Origin of the sequence: Pseudomonas sp. JV414 (assembly GCF_032424305.1) — a bacterium.
Lineage (GTDB): Bacteria > Pseudomonadota > Gammaproteobacteria > Pseudomonadales > Pseudomonadaceae > Aquipseudomonas > Aquipseudomonas lini.
Genome location: NZ_VYKC01000022.1, coordinates 368,080 through 386,373, shown reverse-complemented (window position 1 = coordinate 386,373; position 18,294 = coordinate 368,080). Strand labels below are relative to the sequence as shown.

Below are 18,294 nucleotides of genomic sequence, written 5' to 3'. Positions count from 1 at the left end.
TTTTCAGGTTGTTGCCGCTGGGGCCATCGATACACGTACGCGCCCTTGAGTGGCTGCAAGCGCTCGGGTAATGTCATTGGACCCATAGGACAGAGCACGCTCATGACTTCCAAGCTGGAACAACTCAAACAAATGACCACCGTGGTTGCCGACACCGGCGACTTCGAAGCAATCGCTCGCGTTAAACCCGTGGACGCTACCACCAACCCTTCCCTGCTGCTTAAAGCGGCGGCCATTCCCGCTTATGCCGAGTTGCTGAACGCTTGCGTTCACGACTGCAAGGGCGATGTGGGCCTGGCCAGCGACCGTTTTGGCGTTGCGGTAGGGCAAGAAATTCTGAAGGTTGTACCGGGCCGTATTTCCACTGAAGTGGATGCGCGCCTGTCGTTCGACACTGACGCCGTATTGAAGCGTGCGCACCGTCTGATCGACCTGTACGACAAGGCTGGCGTTGGCCGTGACCGTGTGCTGATCAAGATCGCTTCGACCTGGGAAGGCATTCGCGCTGCCGAGAAGCTGGAAAAGGAAGGCATTCAGACCAACCTGACCTTGCTGTTCTCGTTCGCTCAGGCGGCGGCTTGTGCTGACGCTGGGGTTTTCCTGATTTCGCCGTTCGTGGGTCGTATCTATGACTGGTACAAGAAGGCCACCGGCAACGACTACACCGGCGCGGATGATCCGGGCGTGCAGTCGGTGACGCGTATCTACAACTACTACAAGGCCAATGACTACAAGACTGTGGTGATGGGCGCGAGCTTCCGTAACCTGAATCAGATTGAGCAGTTGGCCGGTTGTGATCGTCTGACCATTAGCCCGGATCTGTTGGAGAAGCTGGCGGTGGACACTGGTAAGCTGGAGCGCAAATTGGCGCCTGGGCATGCCGGTGAAGCGCGTCTTAGCTTGAATGAAGCGCAGTTCCGTTGGTTGTCCAACGAGGATGCGATGGCGACTGAGAAGCTGGCTGAGGGGATTCGTCAGTTTGCTCGGGATCAGGAGAAGCTTGAGGCGTTGTTGCAGGCCAAGCTGTGATCTAGCTCGCAGCAATGCAAAAAGGGCGAACCTTGGTGGGTTCGCCCTTTTTTTGCGTTGAATTTGGGTATTGGATGGCTGCGTGCGGAGGGATGTGGCGTTTGTGATGACGCCATCGCGGGCAAGCCCGGCTCCCACAGGGGTTCTGTGGTGGGTCGCGATAGTGTTTACGACTGAGGCTTATGTGGGAGCTGGCTTGCCTGCGATGGGGCCCATAAGACCCACATCACTTCAGGGAATCAGTGCCGCTCCAGCGCATTCACCAGGTCATGGAACGCCTCACGATTGGAGTCGTTCAGGCCCATGAGAATTTTGTGCGCTTCGAGGACTTTGACGCGTACCACTTCTTCGGACTGGTCCTGGTCTGGCAGGTCGGTCAGGCATTCTGGGCATGGGATCGGGCGGTCAACGATGTTGAACACTTGCTCGAAGCCCATGGACTGCAGCAGACGGGTGATGTCTTCGTGGGTGGTGACGACGGTCGGCAGCAGGCCGACCTTTTGCCGCGACAGGATCGACAGTTTGGCCAGCAGGCCCAGGGTGGTGCTGTCGATGCTGCGGGTTTCGGTCAGGTCGATCACGATGGCGTTGAAATTCAACGCGGTGAAGATCCGCTCAATAGTCGCATCCAACGCCGAACACAGGGTCAGGCGAACTTCACCGACGAACTTCAGGACGAAGGTGCCGTCCTGCTCGGCGAACTGGATTCTACCGGTACTCATTAAAGATTCCTGCTCAACACCAACAGGGCGATATCATCCGGCATCTCCCCTAGCGTGGCCAATCCAAAAACCTGGCGCAGACCATCCAGGCTGCCGCCCGCTGCCTTCACCCGTTGAGGTAAAGCAGCTTCTTTATCTTTGAGTGTGGGTTCTGGCAAAAGGTCCAAAATGCCATCAGACATCAGCGTCAAGCTGAACACTGGCGGCAATTCCAGTACGTGGTCTTCGTAAGTGGCTTCATTGAAGAGGCCCACCGGCAGACCGCGCCCTTCCAGGTAACGAACACTGTCTGGCGTGTACAACACAGGCAACGGCAGATGACCGCCGATGCTATAGGTCAACAAACCGGTCTCCTCGTCGATGACTCCACCGACCATTGTGACGTGTTTACCCAGCTTACAACTGATCAGGCCCCGGTTGATATGACCAAGAACCTCTGAAGGCTTGAACTCCGGCAATGTGCCGTTGCGCTTGGACTCGAACAGCAAGCGCGTGGTCATGAATTTCAGCAGCACGGTAACGAAGGCTGAAGAGGCGCCATGACCGGAAACGTCCGCCAGGTAGAACGCTACCCGACGCTCGTCGACCCGAAAGTAATCAACGAAATCACCCGAAAGGTACAGCGATGGAATGATCTGGTGCGCAAACTGGAACTCGTCGATGCTCCAGGGACTGACCGGCAGCATGTTCATCTGCACCTGGCGACCAGCGTTCTGGTCTTCCTGGAGCAGGTTCAGGCTGGCTTCGAGCTCGCGGTTGGCCTTTTCCAGCTTCTCGCGATAGCGCTGGTTTTCCAGCAGCAGGCGCGCACGATCCAGGGCCCGGCGCACGGAGTGCTCGAGCACGGCCAGATCTTCGAGAGGCTTGATCAGGTAGTCCGCCGCGCCAAGGCGCAGGGCCTCGACCGCGTCGTTCATCACGCCGGCGCCCGACACCACGATCACCGGGGTTTGCGGCGACAGCTCGGTGACCTGGCGAATGAGTTCGAGTCCGCCCATCTGCGGCATGCGCAGATCGCAGATGACCAAATCGGGCTTGTCTTGCTCGAATACCTGAAGACCCTGCTGGCCATTGCTGGCCTGCAGGACACTGAAACCACTGTCTTCCAAGTAGGCCGCGAGGCTCGCGCGCACTACTTCGTCATCATCGATTATCAGCAGCGTGGCACTGGTTTTTGGCATGTGGGCAAACGGCGCCAGAATTAGGTTGGCGTAGCAGGCTGGGCATTTGGCCCTGCTCACACTACTGGATTCGCTTTCTAGCCTCTCTGACTGCACTGTTTTCGAGCGTTTGCCCTACTCACAAGTCCACCAAAGGTGCCCTTCTAAGGCGCAGACGGTACTCCCATCCGCGAGGCGTTTCAAGCTCACGCCGATGGTCGCTTGACGTCTTTACTTGTCAAATCACCGAGAGTTATAAGAACAGGCAAAACCGTAACCCAAAGGAAGGATCGAGCCCATGAGCCAAACTGATCGGGACTACAGCGAAAAGCGCGATTTCATCCGCATGCGGGTCGATGCCGATGTGGCGCTGATTCATGAGGGCGACGAGGTGCAAGCCGTCTGCATCGACCTTTCCAGCAGCGGCATGCAAGTTGAGGCGCCCCGCTTATTCAAGGTCGGTGACCAGCTTAGCGTGCGGATCGATTCCGATCATGCGGCGCTAAAAGGCCTTGAGGCCGATACCGAAGTGGTGTGGGTGAAAGCACAGGACGGTGGCAGTCAGAAACTCGGGCTTACAATCCTGAAGATGAAATAACCCCGATTAACCCTTAAGCCAAACGAAAGAAGGCGGCCAAATGGCCGCCTTCTTCGTTTTACCGGTCGAGATTAAAAATCGTCTTCGACCTGGCCGTCCTTGACCTTGAATTCGCGATTTTGCAGGTACGCATTGCGAATAAAGGTGTATTTGTCGCCGCTGACCAGTTTCTCGGCCGACAGCAGGTTGGCGCGGGTGTCGACGATGTTCAGGCCGAAGATCGAATTACGCACCGGCACGTCGTGGATGTAGCGGTATGGACCGGTATAGCCGTCGACATACTTGGAAGGCGCATCACGCAAGGTACTTGGACCCAGCAGCGGCAGCATCAAGTATGGGCCGCTGCCCACGCCCCAGTAACCGAGGGTCTGGCCGAAGTCTTCATCATTGCGATGCAGGCCCATCTGGGTGCCCACGTCGAAGAAGCCCAGCAGGCCGAAGGTGGTGTTGAAGATCAAACGCGCGGTGTCGACGCCTGCCGCGGCGGGTTTGACCTGCAACACGTCGTTGGCGAGGTTGGTCACGTCGCCGACGTTGCGGAACATGTTGTGGATGCCATCTTCCAGAAACTGCGGCGTGACGAATTGATAGCCCTGAGCCAATGGCTTCAGTGCGTAGGTGTCGACAAAATCGTTGAACTTGTAGATCGGGCGGTTAATGCTTTCCCAAGGATCTTCTTCCGTGGCAGCCTGAGCCGCAAACGGAACCAGCAATACACTGGCACACATACAAAGCTGAGCGAGTCGATTGCTCCAGCGCATAGAGAAACTCCTTGGATTCATACTGGCGCGAGGGGCTTGGCCCAGGCGCAAAGGCCGCTAGTATATGACGGAAAACCCGGTTTAGGCAGCATCGCGCGCCATAGCCTGCGGCTGACTCTTCTGGCTGTGAGCGATTCACATCAGTGTCACTCAACTGTCACCGTCCACGAATAGCCTTGTTACTATTTCAAGGATGTTGATATGCCACGCGCCGAAACCTCGCCTCTCATCGCCCCCAGCCTGACCGCTGTACTGTTCGGCCTCAGTGGATGCCTGGTGGATTTCGGCGCACGCACTCGCCAACCCGGCACACTGACTGCCGAGCACGCCGAAGTCACGCTTGGCGCTCTGGATAGTCTATCCAGCTTGCAGCGCCAACAGATTCCTTGCGCCTGGCTCGATGAACTGCCCCCCGCCCTCAGCCACTCTCTGGCCGTAGCACTCCCGGACTGGATCAAACCTTCGCAACACCCGGCAACAATCAATCCATGGCCGGCCCCGAACGCCTGCTGGCAAGCCTTGATGGCGTTGAATGTCGAGCGTCTGGACGGTTGCGTGCTGGTCAGCGGCGAACCGCGGCTTCTGCAATCAGGCCTGAATGCCGGGTTGTGGACCATTGGCCTGGCGTCCTGCGGCTCGCTGTGCGGGCTGGCACCAAGTGAATGGCAGGCCTTGAGTCAAAAGGAACGGGAACACTTGCGCGGCAAGGCGACAATGCAGTTGTTCGGCTTGGGCGTGCATTCGGTGATCGATCATTTGGGCGAACTCGACACCTGCCTTGCCGATATCAGCCTGCGCCGACTCAAGGGCGAGAAGCCCTGATCGAGATCATGCAGGTTGTTCGAGAGTGGATTAATCTAAAGGTCAGCCATAGACCTTTGGCGCGCCGCTGCGGTCTATGCCAGTGCCTATCGATAAAAGGAAGAACGCCATGCCTGCCCGCGAACTGCAAGAACAACTCAACAAACTGCGCGAGCAATTGGAACAGAATCCACCGCTTTCCGAAGTCGAGCGTGCTGACCTGCACGCGCTGATGCAACAGATCGAACTGGAACTTGAACTCGAAACCAAAACCCAGGACACCAACCTCGCCGACAATGTGAACCTGGCCGTCGAGCGCTTCGAACTTGAACACCCCACCCTTGCTGGCACCTTGCGCAACATCGTTCAAGCCTTGGGCAATATGGGGATCTGAACCCGCCAAATGCAAAAAAGCCCCGCTATCGATAGCGGGGCTTTTTGATTTCCAGCCGTTGAGTTATTGGGCGATTGGAATTGCGCCAAGATCGCAGCCTGCGGCAGCTCCTACATTGGGACGGCGTACACCCTGTAGGAGCTGCCGAAGGCTGCGATCTTTTGATCTTGATCTTACTGACGGACCAGGCGATGGTTCGGCAGTTGCACTTCTTCGGTGCTGCGATACGGGTTGATGTCCAACCCGCCGCGACGCACATACCGCGCATACACCGTCAGTTTCTCTGGCTTCAGCAACCGTTGCAGGTCGAGGAAAATCCGCTCCACGCACTGCTCATGGAAGTCCGAGTGCTGTCGGAAGCTCACGATGTATTCCAGCAAACTCGCGTGATCCAGCGCCGCGCCGCGATACTCCACCGCCACGCTGCCCCAATCCGGCTGACTGGTAACCGGGCAGTTGGACTTGAGCAAATGGCTGTGCACGCACTCTTCAATAATGAGCGACTCATCGCACCGCAGCAGTTCCGGGCGCGGATGCTCATAGTTGCTGACGCTGATGTCCAGGTCATCGATGCACACGCCCGGCAACGCCACGACGCCTTCTGCCTCAACATCTTTCAAGCTGCGAATCCGCACGCCCACCGGTTTACCGGCAGCGGCCGAGAGGTCTTTCGCCAGTGTCGCTTCAAGGCTTGCGGTATCGGCAAACGCTGTTTGGTTCAGCGAGTTGAGGTACAGCTTGAACGACTTCGATTCGATGATGTTTGGCGAATCCGCCGGAATGCTGAATTCGCCAATCGCCACCACAGGCTTGCCGGATGGCAACAGCCACGACAGTTCGAAGCAGTTCCAGAAGTCCACGCCCTTGTACGGCAGGGTTTCAGCCGTCAGGCCCAGCTCGGCCCATTTCGCGGTGCGCGGGATCGGGAACAGCAAGGACGGCGTATAGGTGGCGATGTATTCGCTGGATTTGCCCAGCGGCGAATGTTCGGCTGCGGGATGCATGGCGGAAACCTGACTGAAGAATCAGCGGATTCTACCAGCCTTTGCTCCCGCCTTTGAGTGCTTACTGACTGACTGTCAGTTTGCCGACCATGCCGGCCTGATAGTGGCCGGGAATATTGCAGGCAAATTCCAGATTAGTGGCTTTGGTGAAGGTCCAGGTCAGCTCGGCGGTTTTGCCCGGTTCCACCAGCACACTGTTCGGATCATCGTGTTTCATACCATGCCCTTTTGCGGCCATGGAGCCGTGGTCCATGGTCTTCATGCCTGTAGGCATCAGCATGCCGCTTTGCTGCATCTGGAGCATTTCCTGCTGGTGCCGGGCATGCATCGCCGCGTCGCCGAGGTTGAATTCGTGCAGCAACTGGCCTTTATTCACCAGTACAAAGCGAACGGTCTCACCGGCCTTGATCTCGATGGCTTTCGGATCGAACGACATATCGCCCATTACCACTTCAATGCTGCGGGTAGTCTTGGTCGCCGTCGCCGGTTGACCGAAGTCGTAGGAATGCGCCGGCGAAGCCTCCAGCCCTAAGCTCAGAGTCAGCAAACAAGCGGCCAGTACCAGACGATTTTGCAAAAACATAGTCGTACTCCAACAAGATGAGGTTCAGCTTGTGGGAAACTCTAATCCGCGGGCTCTGCCAGCCACCTGACAGGCAGATTACAACTTTGTCAGGTTGGCCTTTATCGCCGCCGCCCACGGTATAACGCACCTGTTCCAATTGCCCGAGCCGCCCATGAAACTGCTGATTGTTGAAGACCAACCGAAAACCGGCCATTACCTGCGCCAAGGCCTGACCGAGGCCGGCTTCAACACCGAACTGGTAGCTGATGGCAGCACCGGCCAGCAACTGGCGCTGAGCGGCGATTACGCCTTGTTGATCCTCGATGTGATGCTGCCCGGTCGCGATGGCTGGCAGATTCTGCAAGCGGTGCGCGGTGCTGGCCTGGACACACCGGTACTGTTTCTTACAGCCCGAGACGCGGTGGAGGACAGGGTTCACGGTCTGGAGTTGGGTGCCGACGACTATCTGGTCAAACCGTTCGCCTTCTCCGAACTGCTGGCGCGGGTTCGCAGCCTGCTGCGGCGCGGCAGCGTCACGCCTCAGGAAACCAGCTTGCAACTGGCCGACTTGCGCCTGGACCTGATCCGTCGCCGGGTCGAGCGCAACGGCCAGCGCATCGACCTGACCGCCAAGGAATTCGCCCTGCTGGAAATGCTCCTACGGCGCCAAGGCGAAGTGCTGCCCAAATCGCTGATCGCTTCCCAGGTGTGGGACATGAATTTCGACAGCGACACCAACGTTATCGAAGTGGCGATCCGCCGTTTGCGCCTGAAGATCGACGACGACTTCCCGAACAAGTTGATCCACACCGTGCGCGGCATGGGCTACGTCCTTGAAGAGCGCCCTGCCTGATGCGCCGGCTCTCACTAAGCAATCGTCTGGCGCTGCTGTTCGCAGCATGCACCGCGGTGGTGTCGTTGTTCGCCGGGGTGTTGTTCAGCCGCGCCAGCGAGGCGCACTTTGTTGAACTGGACCAGCAATTGCTCGACGGCAAACTGATTGGCTTGCGCCGGGCGCTGGATGACATTCAGTCAAGCGAAACCGAAGCCAGGCTAGCCGATGAATTGAGCCGACAAGCCGATCTTTCACTGCGCATCATCGGCAGCGACGGACAACGTTTGTACGACAGCTCAGCCGGTTTACCCAAAGACTTGCCGCGCCAGTTGGGCCTGTCGACGGTGAGCGACGACGGCACCGACTACCGTGTCCTGAATGCGCCGCTATTTCTCGACAAGCCCGACTCACCGCAACTGACCCTGCTGCTGGACATCACCCATCACCAACACTTTCTGCAACGCATGCAGCATTTGATCTGGCTGACGGTCGGTTTGTCGGCGCTGGCCACCGCCCTGCTCGGAGCCTGGGCTGCACGCAGTGGGTTGCGCCCGCTGCGACGCATGAGTGCGGTCGCCAGCGGCGTTTCGGCGCAATCGCTCAACGCGCGCCTGCCGGAAGCAGACATGCCGCCAGAGCTCGCGGAAATGGCCCACAGCTTCAACGCCATGCTCGGACGCCTCGACGACTCTTTTCAGCGGCTCTCGGCGTTTTCCGCCGACATCGCCCATGAACTGCGTACGCCGCTGTCGAACCTGCTGACCCACACCCAGGTCACCCTGACCCGCCCACGGCCCATTGAGGATTACCGTGAAGCGCTGCACAGCAACCTCGAAGAACTGCAATGGATGGCGCAACTGGTCAACGACATGTTGTACTTGGCCAAGGCTGACCACGGCTTGCTGATGCCCAAGCGCGAACCGCTGGAACTGGCAGAAGAAGCCGATGCGCTGCTGGAGTTTTTTGCGCCGCTGGCCGAGGACGCTCAGGTGAAGTTGAGTCGTGACGGCAGCGCGAGCATGCAGGGCGACCGCAGCATGTTGCGTCGGGCGCTGTCCAATTTGCTGGACAATGCACTGCGGTTTACCCCGGTCGGTGGCGAGGTGCGGGTGCGGATTATCGAGCAGCCGAATGGCTTGAGCCTGACGGTTGAAAACAGTGGTGAAGGGATTTCTGAAGACTTGTTGCCGCGTTTGTTTGACCGCTTCTACCGGGCAGACCCGGCGCGTCGTGAAGGCAGCAGTGAGCATGCGGGGTTGGGATTGGCGATCACCCAATCGATAATCCGTGCCCATGGCGGGCAGATTCGTTGCGAATCGGATAACGGATGGACGCGGTTTGTGATTGAGTTGCCGAAGGGGGATTGAAGCCAGCAGGGCCGACCCCTTCGCGGGCAAGCCCGCTCCCACAGTGACCGAGTTGAAACACAATGATGTGAACGACTCGAAACCCTGTGGGAGCGGGCTTGCCCGCGATAGCGGTCTACAGGCTTACGAATACCGCAACGCAGTAGCCGGCTCGACTTTCGCCGCCCGCCACGCCGGATACACCGTCGCCAAAAAGCTCATGATGAAACCGGCGGAACAGATCAACAACACATCCGCCCCCTGCAGTTCCGACGGCAAGTTACTGACAAAGTACACATCGGAACTGAAGATGTGCTGCCCGCTGACCCGCTCCATCCAACCCACCAGTTCACTGACGTTCAGCGCTGCGATCACGCCCAGCACGCCGCCAATCAAGGTACCGACAACCCCGATCACCGTGCCCTGCACCATGAAGATCGCCATGATCTGCCGAGGCGTCGCGCCGATGGTGCGCAGGATCGCGATGTCCGCGCCCTTGTCGTTCACCACCATGATCAGGGTCGCGATGATATTGAACGCCGCCACCGCGACGATCATCAGCAATAGCAAGCCGATCATGGTTTTTTCCATTTTCATCGCGCTGAACAGACTGCCTTGGGTGTGGGTCCAGTCGTCAGCCTTGTAAGCGGCGCCCAGGCCTGTCGCGATGTCGCTCGACACTTGCGGCGCGGCGTACAAATCCTTCACCGCCAGGCGCACGCTCTGCACCTGATTCGGCTGCCAGTGCTGCATCTGCGCCGCATCGGCGAGGTGGATCAGCGCCATGGAGCCGTCCAGCTCGGCGCCAACCTTGAACACGCCCACCACGTTCAGCCGCTGCATGCGCGGGGTAATCCCGCCCGGTGCGGTGCTGATTTCCGGCACGATCAGGGTGATTTTGTCGCCGACATTCAAGCGAAAGCGTCGCGCAGTGATCTCACCGACCACCACGCCAAACTCGCCCGGCTTCAAGGCATCGAGACGCCCCTGAACAATGTGCTTGGCAACGATCGAGACTTTGCCTTCCAGTGCCGGGTCGACACCGCTGACCTGGATCGGCTGCATCGTGCCCTTGTAGGACAGCATGCCCTCCATTTCGGTAAACGGCACCGCCGCCGTTACTGCAGGATTCTTCATCGCCGCGGCGGCCACCGGCTGCCAATCGTCGATAGGGTTCACGCCGACGATGGTCGCGTGGGGCACCATGCCGAGGATGCGCGAGCTCATTTCGCGCTGGAAGCCATTCATCACCGACAGCACCACGATCATCGCCAGCACGCCCAGGGCGAGGCCGATCATCGAGGTCATCGAGATGAAGGAAACAAAGCGATTGCGGCGCTTGGCGCGGGTATAGCGCGTGCCGATAAAGATCGATAACGGTCTGAACATTCGCTGGGGCACCGTATAAAAATAAAAGACCCGACGCACTGTTCAGTACGCCGGGTTTCGGTCAATCAGATAGGCGTCAGGTAACCTTCCTGCAAATGCAGGACGCGATCCATCTGGCGAGCCAGGTTCATGTCGTGAGTCACCACCAGGAACGCGGTGCGCATCGAGGTGCTGAGTTCCAGCATCAAATCCTGAATGCCCTGTGCGGTGTGGGAGTCGAGGTTGCCGGTCGGCTCGTCGAGCATCACCAGGCCTGGCTTGTTCACCAAGGCACGGGCAATGGCCACACGCTGGCGTTCGCCACCGGACAATTCCGCCGGTTTGTGCTCCAGACGGTGGCCCAGTCCTACACGCTCCAGCAACGCTGTCGCACGCTGGCGCGCTTCCGGGATCGCGGTTTTACCAATCAGCAACGGCATGCAGACGTTTTCCAGCGCGGTGAACTCAGGCAGCAAGTGGTGGAACTGGTAAACGAAACCCAGCGACCGATTGCGCAGCAGGCCACGGGCCTTTTCGTTCAGTGCCGAGAGCTCTTCACCGGCCAGCCAGACGCTGCCCTTGGTCGGCGTATCGAGGCCGCCCAGCAGGTTGAGCAAGGTACTTTTGCCCGAACCCGAGGTACCGACGATCGCCACGCGCTCACCAGGGTGCAGCTCCAGTTGCAGACCCGCCAGAACCTCTACCGATTCCGGGCCTTCCACGTAGGATTTGCCCAGGTTGCGGCAGCTCAAGATTGCTTTATCACTCATGCCCGACTCACTCATAACGTAGCGCCTCCGCAGGCTGGGTGCGCGCGGCACGCCAGGCTGGATACAGGGTGGCGAGGAAACTCAGAACCAACGCGGCGGCGCAGACCATCAACACGTCCTGGCTCTGCACTTGCGACGGCAGGTAATCGATGAAATACACGTCGGCGTTCAGGAATTTATGGCCGATCAGCCCTTCAAGGGCCGAAATCGCGGCGCTGACGTTCAGCGCGGCGAAGATCCCGACCACGGCGCCGATCAGCGTACCGACCACACCAATGACCGTGCCCTGAACCATGAACGTCGCCATGATCGAACCCGGCGTGGCGCCGAGGGTGCGCAGAATCGCGATGTCGCCCTTCTTGTCGTTTACCACCATCACCAGCGTGGAAATGATGTTGAACGCCGCAACGGCGACGATCAGCAGCAACAGCAGGCCGATCATGGCTTTTTCCATGCGGATCGCCTGATACAGATTGCCGTGGGTGCGGGTCCAGTCACGGGCGTAATACTTGTCTTCGCCGAGTTGCTGGGCGATGGTCCATGCCATGCGTGGTGCCTGGAACAGATCGTCGAACTTCAAGCGAATGCCCTGGACCTGATCCGGCTTCCAGCGGTGCAGCTTCGCCAGATCCTGCAAATTGGTAATGCCCAGATACCCGTCGATCTCACCGGCACCGACGTGGAAGATGCCGACCACGGTAAAGCGTTTCATGCGCGGGAACATCCCGGCCGGGGTCACGGTGACTTCCGGCGCGACAAACGTCAGTTTGTCACCGACCGCCACGCCGAGCTTGGCTGCGGCCTTGTCGCCGATGACGATGCCGAAACTGCCCGGCGCCAGGTCGTCGAGCTTGCCCTGCTGCATGAAGTTATCAATGATCGACACCTGCCGCTCCTGCACCGGGTCGATGGCATTGAGCAGCACTTTGGAGACCTTGCCGTTGTTGGTCAGCAGGCCCTGCATCTGGACGAAGGGCGCAACCGCCGCCACCTGCTGGTTCTGCTTAACCTTGGCGGCCAGGCTTTGCCAGTCGCTGATCGGCTCACCGGACTCGATGGTCGCGTGGGGCACCATGCCCAGCACGCGGGTGCGCATCTCATGATCGAAGCCGTTCATGACCGACAGCACGACGATCATCACGACCACGCCAAGGGCAAGTCCGATCATCGAGGTCAGGGAAATGAACGACACAAAATGATTGCGACGCTTTGCACGGGTATAACGCGTGCCAATAAATACGAAGAGAGGTCTGAACATGTCGGGGCTTGTTCGGAGGGAAAAGGAACGTCCTTGTGGCGGGGGTCGATAACCAGCTTTACACTCAGACCACCGCCGCTACCATGGGTTCGCCATGTCGACATTAGATGAAGAAGATCGCCGCGAATACTACCGTATCGAGGACACGATCGCACTGGAAATTCGGCCCCTGTCTGCTCCCGAAGCCGCAGGCCAGGAAGTGTTGCAGGATGCTTCCCCTCTATTCAACCTGCTCAGCGAACTGCACCTGAGCGAATTCGAGTCGCAACACCTGCTGCGACAGATCAGCGAACGTGACCGGACCATCGCCGCGTTCCTGAAATCCCAGAACAAACGCATCGACCTGCTGAGTCAGGTGGTCGCCCTGACCGTGCTCGGACAGATCGGCGAACCGCAGCCGGTGATCCTCTCCGAAGGGGGCATCGACTTTCAGCATCCGACGCCCATCACCACCGGCACACACCTGTCGGTCAAACTGGTGCTGATGCCGCAAGCCCTGGGCCTGTTGCTGCGAGCCCGCGTCACCCATTGCGACCGCAAGGGCGACGGCTACGACGTCGGCACCGAGTTCGAACATCTGTCCGATGCCCAGCGGCAATTGCTGGCCCGTTACATCTTGCAGCGACAGGCACAAGAACGACGCCTGGCCCGCGAACAAAACGAATCAGGCATTTAATTTAAGGAAGAACCGTGACTCTCATCTACGGCCATCGCGGCGCCAAGGGCGAAGCACCGGAAAACACCCTGACCAGCTTTCAGGAATGCCTCAAGCACGGCGTTCGCCGTTGCGAACTGGACTTGCACCTGTCCATGGACGGCGAGTTGATGGTGATCCACGACCCGACGCTCAAACGCACCACCGAGCGTCGCGGCAAAGTAGTCGAACATACCGCTGCGGAGCTGGTGACCTACGACGCGCGCAAGGGTGGCCCGGGCTGGATCAAACCCTGCCCGATTCCAACGCTGGAAGAACTGTTCGAGAAATGCGATTTCGAGCACTGGCAGCTGGAGGTCAAAAGCGCTTCACGCACCCGTGCCGCGACCACCGTGCTGGCGATTCGCGAAATGGCTCAGCGTTTCGGCATGCGGGACAAGATCACGATTACGTCGAGTTCACGCGAAGTATTGAAAGCCGCGCTGGACCTGGTGCCGGACGTGTCTCGCGGATTGGTGGCCGAGTACGCCTGGCTCGACCCGCTGAAGGTCGCGCAAAACTATGGCTGTGAGATGCTGGCGCTGAACTGGACCCTGTGTACGCCGGAACGCCTGCAGAAGGCGCAACGTCAGGGGCTGCATGTGTCGGTGTGGACAGTCAACGAGCCCGCGCTGATGCGCAGACTCGCCGACTTCGGCGTTGACAGCCTGATTACAGACTTTCCCGGTTTGGCCACTGCCACGCTCGAGAATTGCTGAAATCGGTCTCCCCGGCCGGCTCAGGCCACCGGCCGGAGCCGCTCAAAAAAGCCGGTTGAGGCCATCGTACGCCGCTACCCGATAGGCTTCGGCCATGGTCGGGTAGTTGAACGTCGTGTTGACGAAGTACTTCAGGGTGTTCAGCTCGCCCGGCTGGCTCATGATCGCCTGACCGATGTGCACGATCTCCGACGCCTGATAACCGAAGCAGTGAACGCCCAGCACTTCCAGCGTCTCGCGGTGGAACAGGATCTTCAGCATGCCTTGCGGCTCGCCGGCGATCTGCGCACGCGCCATGCTCTTGAAGAATGCCTTGCCGACTTCGTACGGCACCTTGGCCTGAGTCAGCTCTTGCTCGTTCTTGCCGATCGAGCTGATCTCCGGAATGGTGTAGATGCCGGTTGGCACGTCGTTGACGAAGCGCCAGCTATTGTTATCGACGATGCTGCCAGCGGCCGAACGGCCCTGGTCGTGCGCTGCGCTGGCCAGGCTCGGCCAGCCGATCACGTCACCGGCACCGTAAATGTTCGGTACGCAGGTGCGGTAGGCTTCGTCGACTTCGATCTGGCCACGGCTGTTGACCTTCACGCCGATGTTTTCCAGACCCAGCTGATCGGTGTTGCCGGTACGACCGTTGCACCAGAGCAAGGCATCGGCCTTGATCTTCTTGCCGGACTTCAGGTGCAGGATCACACCGTTGTCAACGCCCTCGACGCGGTCGTAATCTTCGTTGTGGCGAACCGTGATGTTGTTGTTGCTGAAGTGATAGCTCAGGGCCTGGGAAATTTCCGAGTCGAGGAAGCTCAGCAACTGACCGCGGTTATCCACCAGCTCAACCAGCACACCCAGACCACTGAAGATCGAGGCATATTCGCAACCGATCACGCCAGCACCGTAAACGATGAGTTTGCGCGGGGTATGGCCGAGGCTGAGGATGGTGTCGCTATCGTAGATACGCGGGTGATGGAAATCGATGTCCGCCGGGCGATAAGGACGCGAGCCGGTGGCGATGATGATGTGCTTGGCCACCAGTTTTTCGACCACGCCGTTGGCGCAGACCACTTCGATGGTTTGCTCGTCAGCGAAGCTGCCGGTGCCGAAGAACACGTCGACACGGTTACGGGCGTAGTAGCCGGTGCGCGAGGCGACTTGTTTGGAGATGACTTTTTCGGCGCTTTTCAAAACGTCCGGGAACGAGAACCAGCGCGGCTCACCAATCGCCCGGAACATCGGGTTGGTGTTGAACTGCATGATCTGCCGGACCGAGTGACGCAAGGCCTTGGACGGGATGGTGCCCAGGTGGGTGCAGTTGCCGCCGACCTGGCGACGACTATCGACCATCGCCACCTTGCGTCCTGCCTTGGCGGCATTCATTGCCGCGCCTTCTCCCGCCGGGCCGGAACCCAACACCACCACGTCGTAGTTGTAGACAGCCATGCATACTCCTCAGAACAGGCCGCGGCGCCCTCGGCACCTGCGGCTAAATCACGCCGATCTGCGGCGTGAAGGAACAATTTGGGGCCAGTGCAGAACCCGGACACAGTCTATAGAAGCGTCAACGCCGGGCACATTAACCCTTGGTCGCGTCGTAGGCTAGTTTTGCCTGCACTACAACGCCATCAATAATGCTTTTGATGCCGCAATCACTTGGTTTTCTCACCCGCCAGGCGCTCAAAAGCCTGATTGGTGCGTGTGACGAAACCTGTATCGGCACGAATCACAAAGAATGCACCAATGTCATGGGTTTCGGCATAGTCCCAACCCCGTTCAGGACCGAGAATCAGCAACAGCGTCGATAGGCCATCGGCCATTAACGCTGAAGGATGAATCACTGTGACTGACGCCAGGGTGTGTAGGACCGGCGCGCCGGTGCGGGCGTCGAAGGTGTGGGAATAGCGCTGGCCATTCTGCTGAAAATAATTGCGGTAGTCGCCGGAGGTGGACACAGCGTAGCCGTCGACGGCGATGATTTTTTGCGCAACTAGCTGGTCGTCCCGAGGTTCTTCTAACGCGATGCGCCAAGGTGAACCGTCGAGCTTTTTACCGGCAGCCTTGAGTTCGCCAGTGACTTCCGCCAAGTAATTCTGGATGCCCTGCCCTTCAAGCTTTGCGGCAATCGTGTCGACCGCGTAACCGGCCGCGATGCTGTTGAAGTCGACCTCGACCGCGGCGTCCTTGCACAACTGATCACCGTCGATGCGCAAGTGGCTGTGGCCGACGCGTTGCTGAATCTCGGCAAGCGCTTCGGCGCTCGGGACTTTTTCCTCACGCGCCTGCGGACCGAATCCCCAAAGGTTGAGCAGCGGCTCCACCGTCAAGTCGAAGGAGCCGTCGCTTTGGGATGACAACTGCTCGCCCACACGGATCAATTCGAGCACAGGGCCAGGCATGACCTGACAGCGACCGGCCGGCAGTGCGTTGAAGCGTACGGTGTCCGAGTCGCTGCGATAGGTCGAGAATTGTCGATCCACTTCGGCGAGGATATTTTCTACTTCGGCCTGTACCGCTTTCGGCCCGGGCGTGGAGGAATGTCTTACGTACTGGATGGAATAACGACTGCCCATGGTCGGACCGTCGAAGCGTTCCAGGCTGTCGCCATTGCCGCAACCGGACAAAACGCCGGCCAGCACCACAAGTCCACCCCACCGTCCAGTTAACAAATCTTCATCTCCCCTCAAAACCGCGCCCGCCATTATGGGCCTCAGAGCGCATTAGAGCGAGGTTTGCCAGCGCCCGTCAGCCAGACGCAAAACCTGTGGGAGCGAGCCTGTGTGGCGAGGGGGCTTGCCCCCGTCCGATTGCGAAGCAATCGTAAACCCGATCACCCCACAGGCGCAGCGTTTTCAAACAAGATTTACCAGCGTGAGTACCTACAAATGTCTTCCAATACGAGCAACGGCAAAGCAATTTTTCGCGTCGTCAGCGGAAACTTCCTGGAGATGTTCGACTTCATGGTTTACGGCTTTTACGCCACGGCCATTGCTAAAACCTTCTTCCCTGCCGACAGCGCTTTCGCGTCCCTGATGCTGTCTTTGGCCACTTTCGGGGCCGGCTTCCTGATGCGTCCGCTGGGGGCGATTTTCCTCGGGGCTTACATCGATCGTCACGGCCGCCGCAAAGGCTTGATCATCACACTGGCAATGATGGCCGCCGGCACACTATTGATTGCCTGCGTGCCGGGTTACGCGACGCTGGGTGTCGCGGCGCCGCTGATTGTATTGTTCGGTCGCTTGCTGCAAGGCTTCTCGGCGGGCGTGGAACTGGGCGGTGTGTCGGTGTACCTCGCCGAGATCTCCACACCAGGCCGCAAAGGCTTCTTCGTCAGTTGGCAGTCCGCCAGCCAGCAAGCCGCGGTGGTATTCGCCGGCCTGCTCGGCGTGGGCTTGAACCATTGGCTCAGCCCGGAAGAAATGGGCGAATGGGGCTGGCGCGTGCCGTTCCTGATCGGCTGCATGATCGTACCGGTGATCTTCGTGATCCGCCGCTCTCTGGAAGAAACCCCGGAATTCCAGGCGCGCAAGCACCGCCCTACCCTGCAAGACATTGTCCGCTCGATTGGTCAGAACTTCGGCATCGTCCTCGCCGGCATGGCGCTGGTGGTGATGACTACTGTGTCGTTCTACCTGATCACCGCCTACACCCCGACCTTCGGCAAAGCCGAACTGCATCTGTCGGATCTGGATACGTTGCTGGTGACCGTGTGCATTGGCCTGTCGAACTTCTTCTGGCTGCCGGTGATGGGTTCTGTGTCTGACAGGATCGGGCGCAAACCCCTGCTGTTGGCGGCGACGATTCTGGCGATCCTCACGGCTTATCCAGCGCTGTCATGGCTAGTTGCGAACCCGAGCTTCAGCCATCTGCTGATCGTCGAGTTGTGGCTGTCGTTCCTGTATGGCTCGTACAACGGCGCCATGGTGGTGGCCCTGACCGAGATCATGCCGGTGGAAGTTCGCACGACTGGTTTCTCCCTTGCCTACAGCCTGGCGACCGCGACCTTTGGTGGTTTCACACCGGCGGCCTGTACGTATCTGATCCATGTGCTGGACAACAAGGCGGCGCCGGGGATCTGGCTCAGTGGCGCGGCGGTGCTGGGGTTGATTGCGACGCTGGTGCTGTTCCGGGGCAATCGTCATGAATTGCGGACTGCGCAAGCGGCAGTAGTTGGCGGCGCCTGATCCATCGCCTTCGCGAGCAAGCCCGCTCCCACATTTGACCGCGTCCGCCGGGACAACTCGATCAAATGTGGGAGCGGGCTTGCTCGCGAAGAGGC

At 59.2% G+C, this 18,294-nt stretch carries 19 protein-coding genes; 9 read left to right on the top strand and 10 right to left on the bottom strand.

Annotated features, from left to right (window positions below; genetic code table 11):
- The first annotated feature begins 102 nt into the window (after positions 1-102).
- A complete protein-coding gene (gene tal, locus F6R97_RS25730; protein WP_315867278.1) occupies positions 103-1,029 on the top strand; it encodes a transaldolase in 927 nt (308 codons plus the stop codon).
- Positions 1,030-1,268: 239 nt separating this feature from the next.
- Here the strand turns inward: tal and rssC are convergent, their stop codons facing one another.
- Positions 1,269-1,751, bottom strand: coding sequence for an anti-sigma factor antagonist RssC (rssC, locus tag F6R97_RS25725; RefSeq protein WP_007897104.1), 483 nt, complete (start codon positions 1,749-1,751; stop codon positions 1,269-1,271).
- On the bottom strand, positions 1,751-2,932 hold the full coding sequence (rssB, locus tag F6R97_RS25720) for a two-component system response regulator RssB (RefSeq protein WP_038979995.1): 1,182 nt from the start codon (positions 2,930-2,932) through the stop codon (positions 1,751-1,753). Before rssB ends, rssC begins: the two co-directional genes overlap by 1 nt.
- Positions 2,933-3,209: 277 nt before the next feature.
- Between rssB and F6R97_RS25715 the strand changes: the two genes are divergently transcribed.
- The gene (locus F6R97_RS25715) at positions 3,210-3,509 is read left to right on the top strand and encodes a PilZ domain-containing protein (protein WP_048395250.1); all 300 of its coding nucleotides are present in this window, start codon (positions 3,210-3,212) and stop codon (positions 3,507-3,509) included.
- A gap of 71 nt (positions 3,510-3,580) precedes the next feature.
- Here F6R97_RS25715 and F6R97_RS25710 read toward each other — a convergent pair whose 3' ends face one another.
- The gene (locus F6R97_RS25710) at positions 3,581-4,270 is read right to left on the bottom strand and encodes a VacJ family lipoprotein (RefSeq protein WP_048395251.1); all 690 of its coding nucleotides are present in this window, start codon (positions 4,268-4,270) and stop codon (positions 3,581-3,583) included.
- Between the two features lie 201 nt (positions 4,271-4,471).
- Between F6R97_RS25710 and F6R97_RS25705 the strand changes: the two genes are divergently transcribed.
- Together F6R97_RS25705 and F6R97_RS25700 are read left to right on the top strand one after the other, a co-directional pair.
- Positions 4,472-5,092: a hypothetical protein gene (locus F6R97_RS25705; protein WP_038979992.1), complete on the top strand. Its 621-nt coding sequence runs from the start codon at positions 4,472-4,474 to the stop codon at positions 5,090-5,092.
- Positions 5,093-5,201: 109 nt separating this feature from the next.
- Positions 5,202-5,465 carry a DUF4404 family protein gene (locus tag F6R97_RS25700; RefSeq protein ID WP_038979991.1) on the top strand — a complete coding sequence of 88 codons (264 nt, stop codon included), beginning with the start codon at positions 5,202-5,204 and terminating at the stop codon, positions 5,463-5,465.
- Positions 5,466-5,638: 173 nt separating this feature from the next.
- Here F6R97_RS25700 and queF read toward each other — a convergent pair whose 3' ends face one another.
- A complete protein-coding gene (queF, locus tag F6R97_RS25695; protein ID WP_038979990.1) occupies positions 5,639-6,469 on the bottom strand; it encodes an NADPH-dependent 7-cyano-7-deazaguanine reductase QueF in 831 nt (276 codons plus the stop codon).
- A gap of 61 nt (positions 6,470-6,530) precedes the next feature.
- Positions 6,531-7,052 carry a cupredoxin family protein gene (locus F6R97_RS25690; RefSeq protein ID WP_315867277.1) on the bottom strand — a complete coding sequence of 174 codons (522 nt, stop codon included), beginning with the start codon at positions 7,050-7,052 and terminating at the stop codon, positions 6,531-6,533.
- Positions 7,053-7,206: 154 nt separating this feature from the next.
- Here F6R97_RS25690 and F6R97_RS25685 point away from each other — a divergent pair, with 154 nt between their 5' ends.
- Together F6R97_RS25685 and F6R97_RS25680 are read left to right on the top strand one after the other, a co-directional pair.
- Positions 7,207-7,887 (top strand): heavy metal response regulator transcription factor, encoded by a 681-nt coding sequence (locus F6R97_RS25685; RefSeq protein WP_315867276.1) that lies wholly within the window; start codon positions 7,207-7,209, stop codon positions 7,885-7,887.
- Positions 7,887-9,236, top strand: a complete 1,350-nt coding sequence (locus tag F6R97_RS25680; RefSeq protein ID WP_315867275.1) for a heavy metal sensor histidine kinase — start codon at positions 7,887-7,889, stop codon at positions 9,234-9,236. The genes F6R97_RS25685 and F6R97_RS25680 overlap by 1 nt, the downstream gene beginning before the upstream one ends.
- A gap of 123 nt (positions 9,237-9,359) precedes the next feature.
- Here F6R97_RS25680 and F6R97_RS25675 read toward each other — a convergent pair whose 3' ends face one another.
- The 3 genes from F6R97_RS25675 to F6R97_RS25665 all read right to left on the bottom strand — a co-directional run bounded on the left by F6R97_RS25675 (position 9,360) and on the right by F6R97_RS25665 (position 12,611).
- A complete protein-coding gene (locus F6R97_RS25675; protein WP_038979986.1) occupies positions 9,360-10,604 on the bottom strand; it encodes a lipoprotein-releasing ABC transporter permease subunit in 1,245 nt (414 codons plus the stop codon).
- A gap of 65 nt (positions 10,605-10,669) precedes the next feature.
- Complete coding sequence (gene lolD, locus F6R97_RS25670; RefSeq protein WP_020700644.1) at positions 10,670-11,353, bottom strand: lipoprotein-releasing ABC transporter ATP-binding protein LolD; 684 nt, start codon at positions 11,351-11,353, stop codon at positions 10,670-10,672.
- 7 nt (positions 11,354-11,360) lie between these two features.
- Positions 11,361-12,611: a lipoprotein-releasing ABC transporter permease subunit gene (locus tag F6R97_RS25665; protein ID WP_050682461.1), complete on the bottom strand. Its 1,251-nt coding sequence runs from the start codon at positions 12,609-12,611 to the stop codon at positions 11,361-11,363.
- A 94-nt stretch (positions 12,612-12,705) separates the two neighbouring features.
- Between F6R97_RS25665 and F6R97_RS25660 the strand changes: the two genes are divergently transcribed.
- Complete coding sequence (locus F6R97_RS25660) at positions 12,706-13,287, top strand: PilZ domain-containing protein (RefSeq protein WP_038979984.1); 582 nt, start codon at positions 12,706-12,708, stop codon at positions 13,285-13,287.
- A 14-nt stretch (positions 13,288-13,301) separates the two neighbouring features.
- Complete coding sequence (locus F6R97_RS25655) at positions 13,302-14,024, top strand: glycerophosphodiester phosphodiesterase (protein WP_038979983.1); 723 nt, start codon at positions 13,302-13,304, stop codon at positions 14,022-14,024.
- A 42-nt stretch (positions 14,025-14,066) separates the two neighbouring features.
- On the opposite strand, the gene sthA is transcribed toward F6R97_RS25655, so the two are convergent.
- Positions 14,067-15,461, bottom strand: coding sequence for a Si-specific NAD(P)(+) transhydrogenase (gene sthA / locus F6R97_RS25650; RefSeq protein WP_007907752.1), 1,395 nt, complete (start codon positions 15,459-15,461; stop codon positions 14,067-14,069).
- A gap of 206 nt (positions 15,462-15,667) precedes the next feature.
- Positions 15,668-16,717, bottom strand: a complete 1,050-nt coding sequence (locus F6R97_RS25645; RefSeq protein WP_315867274.1) for an FAD:protein FMN transferase — start codon at positions 16,715-16,717, stop codon at positions 15,668-15,670.
- Positions 16,718-16,900: 183 nt separating this feature from the next.
- Between F6R97_RS25645 and F6R97_RS25640 the strand changes: the two genes are divergently transcribed.
- Entirely contained in the window at positions 16,901-18,199 is a 1,299-nt protein-coding gene (locus tag F6R97_RS25640) for an MFS transporter (protein WP_315867273.1), read from the top strand.
- The last annotated feature ends 95 nt before the right edge of the window (positions 18,200-18,294 follow it).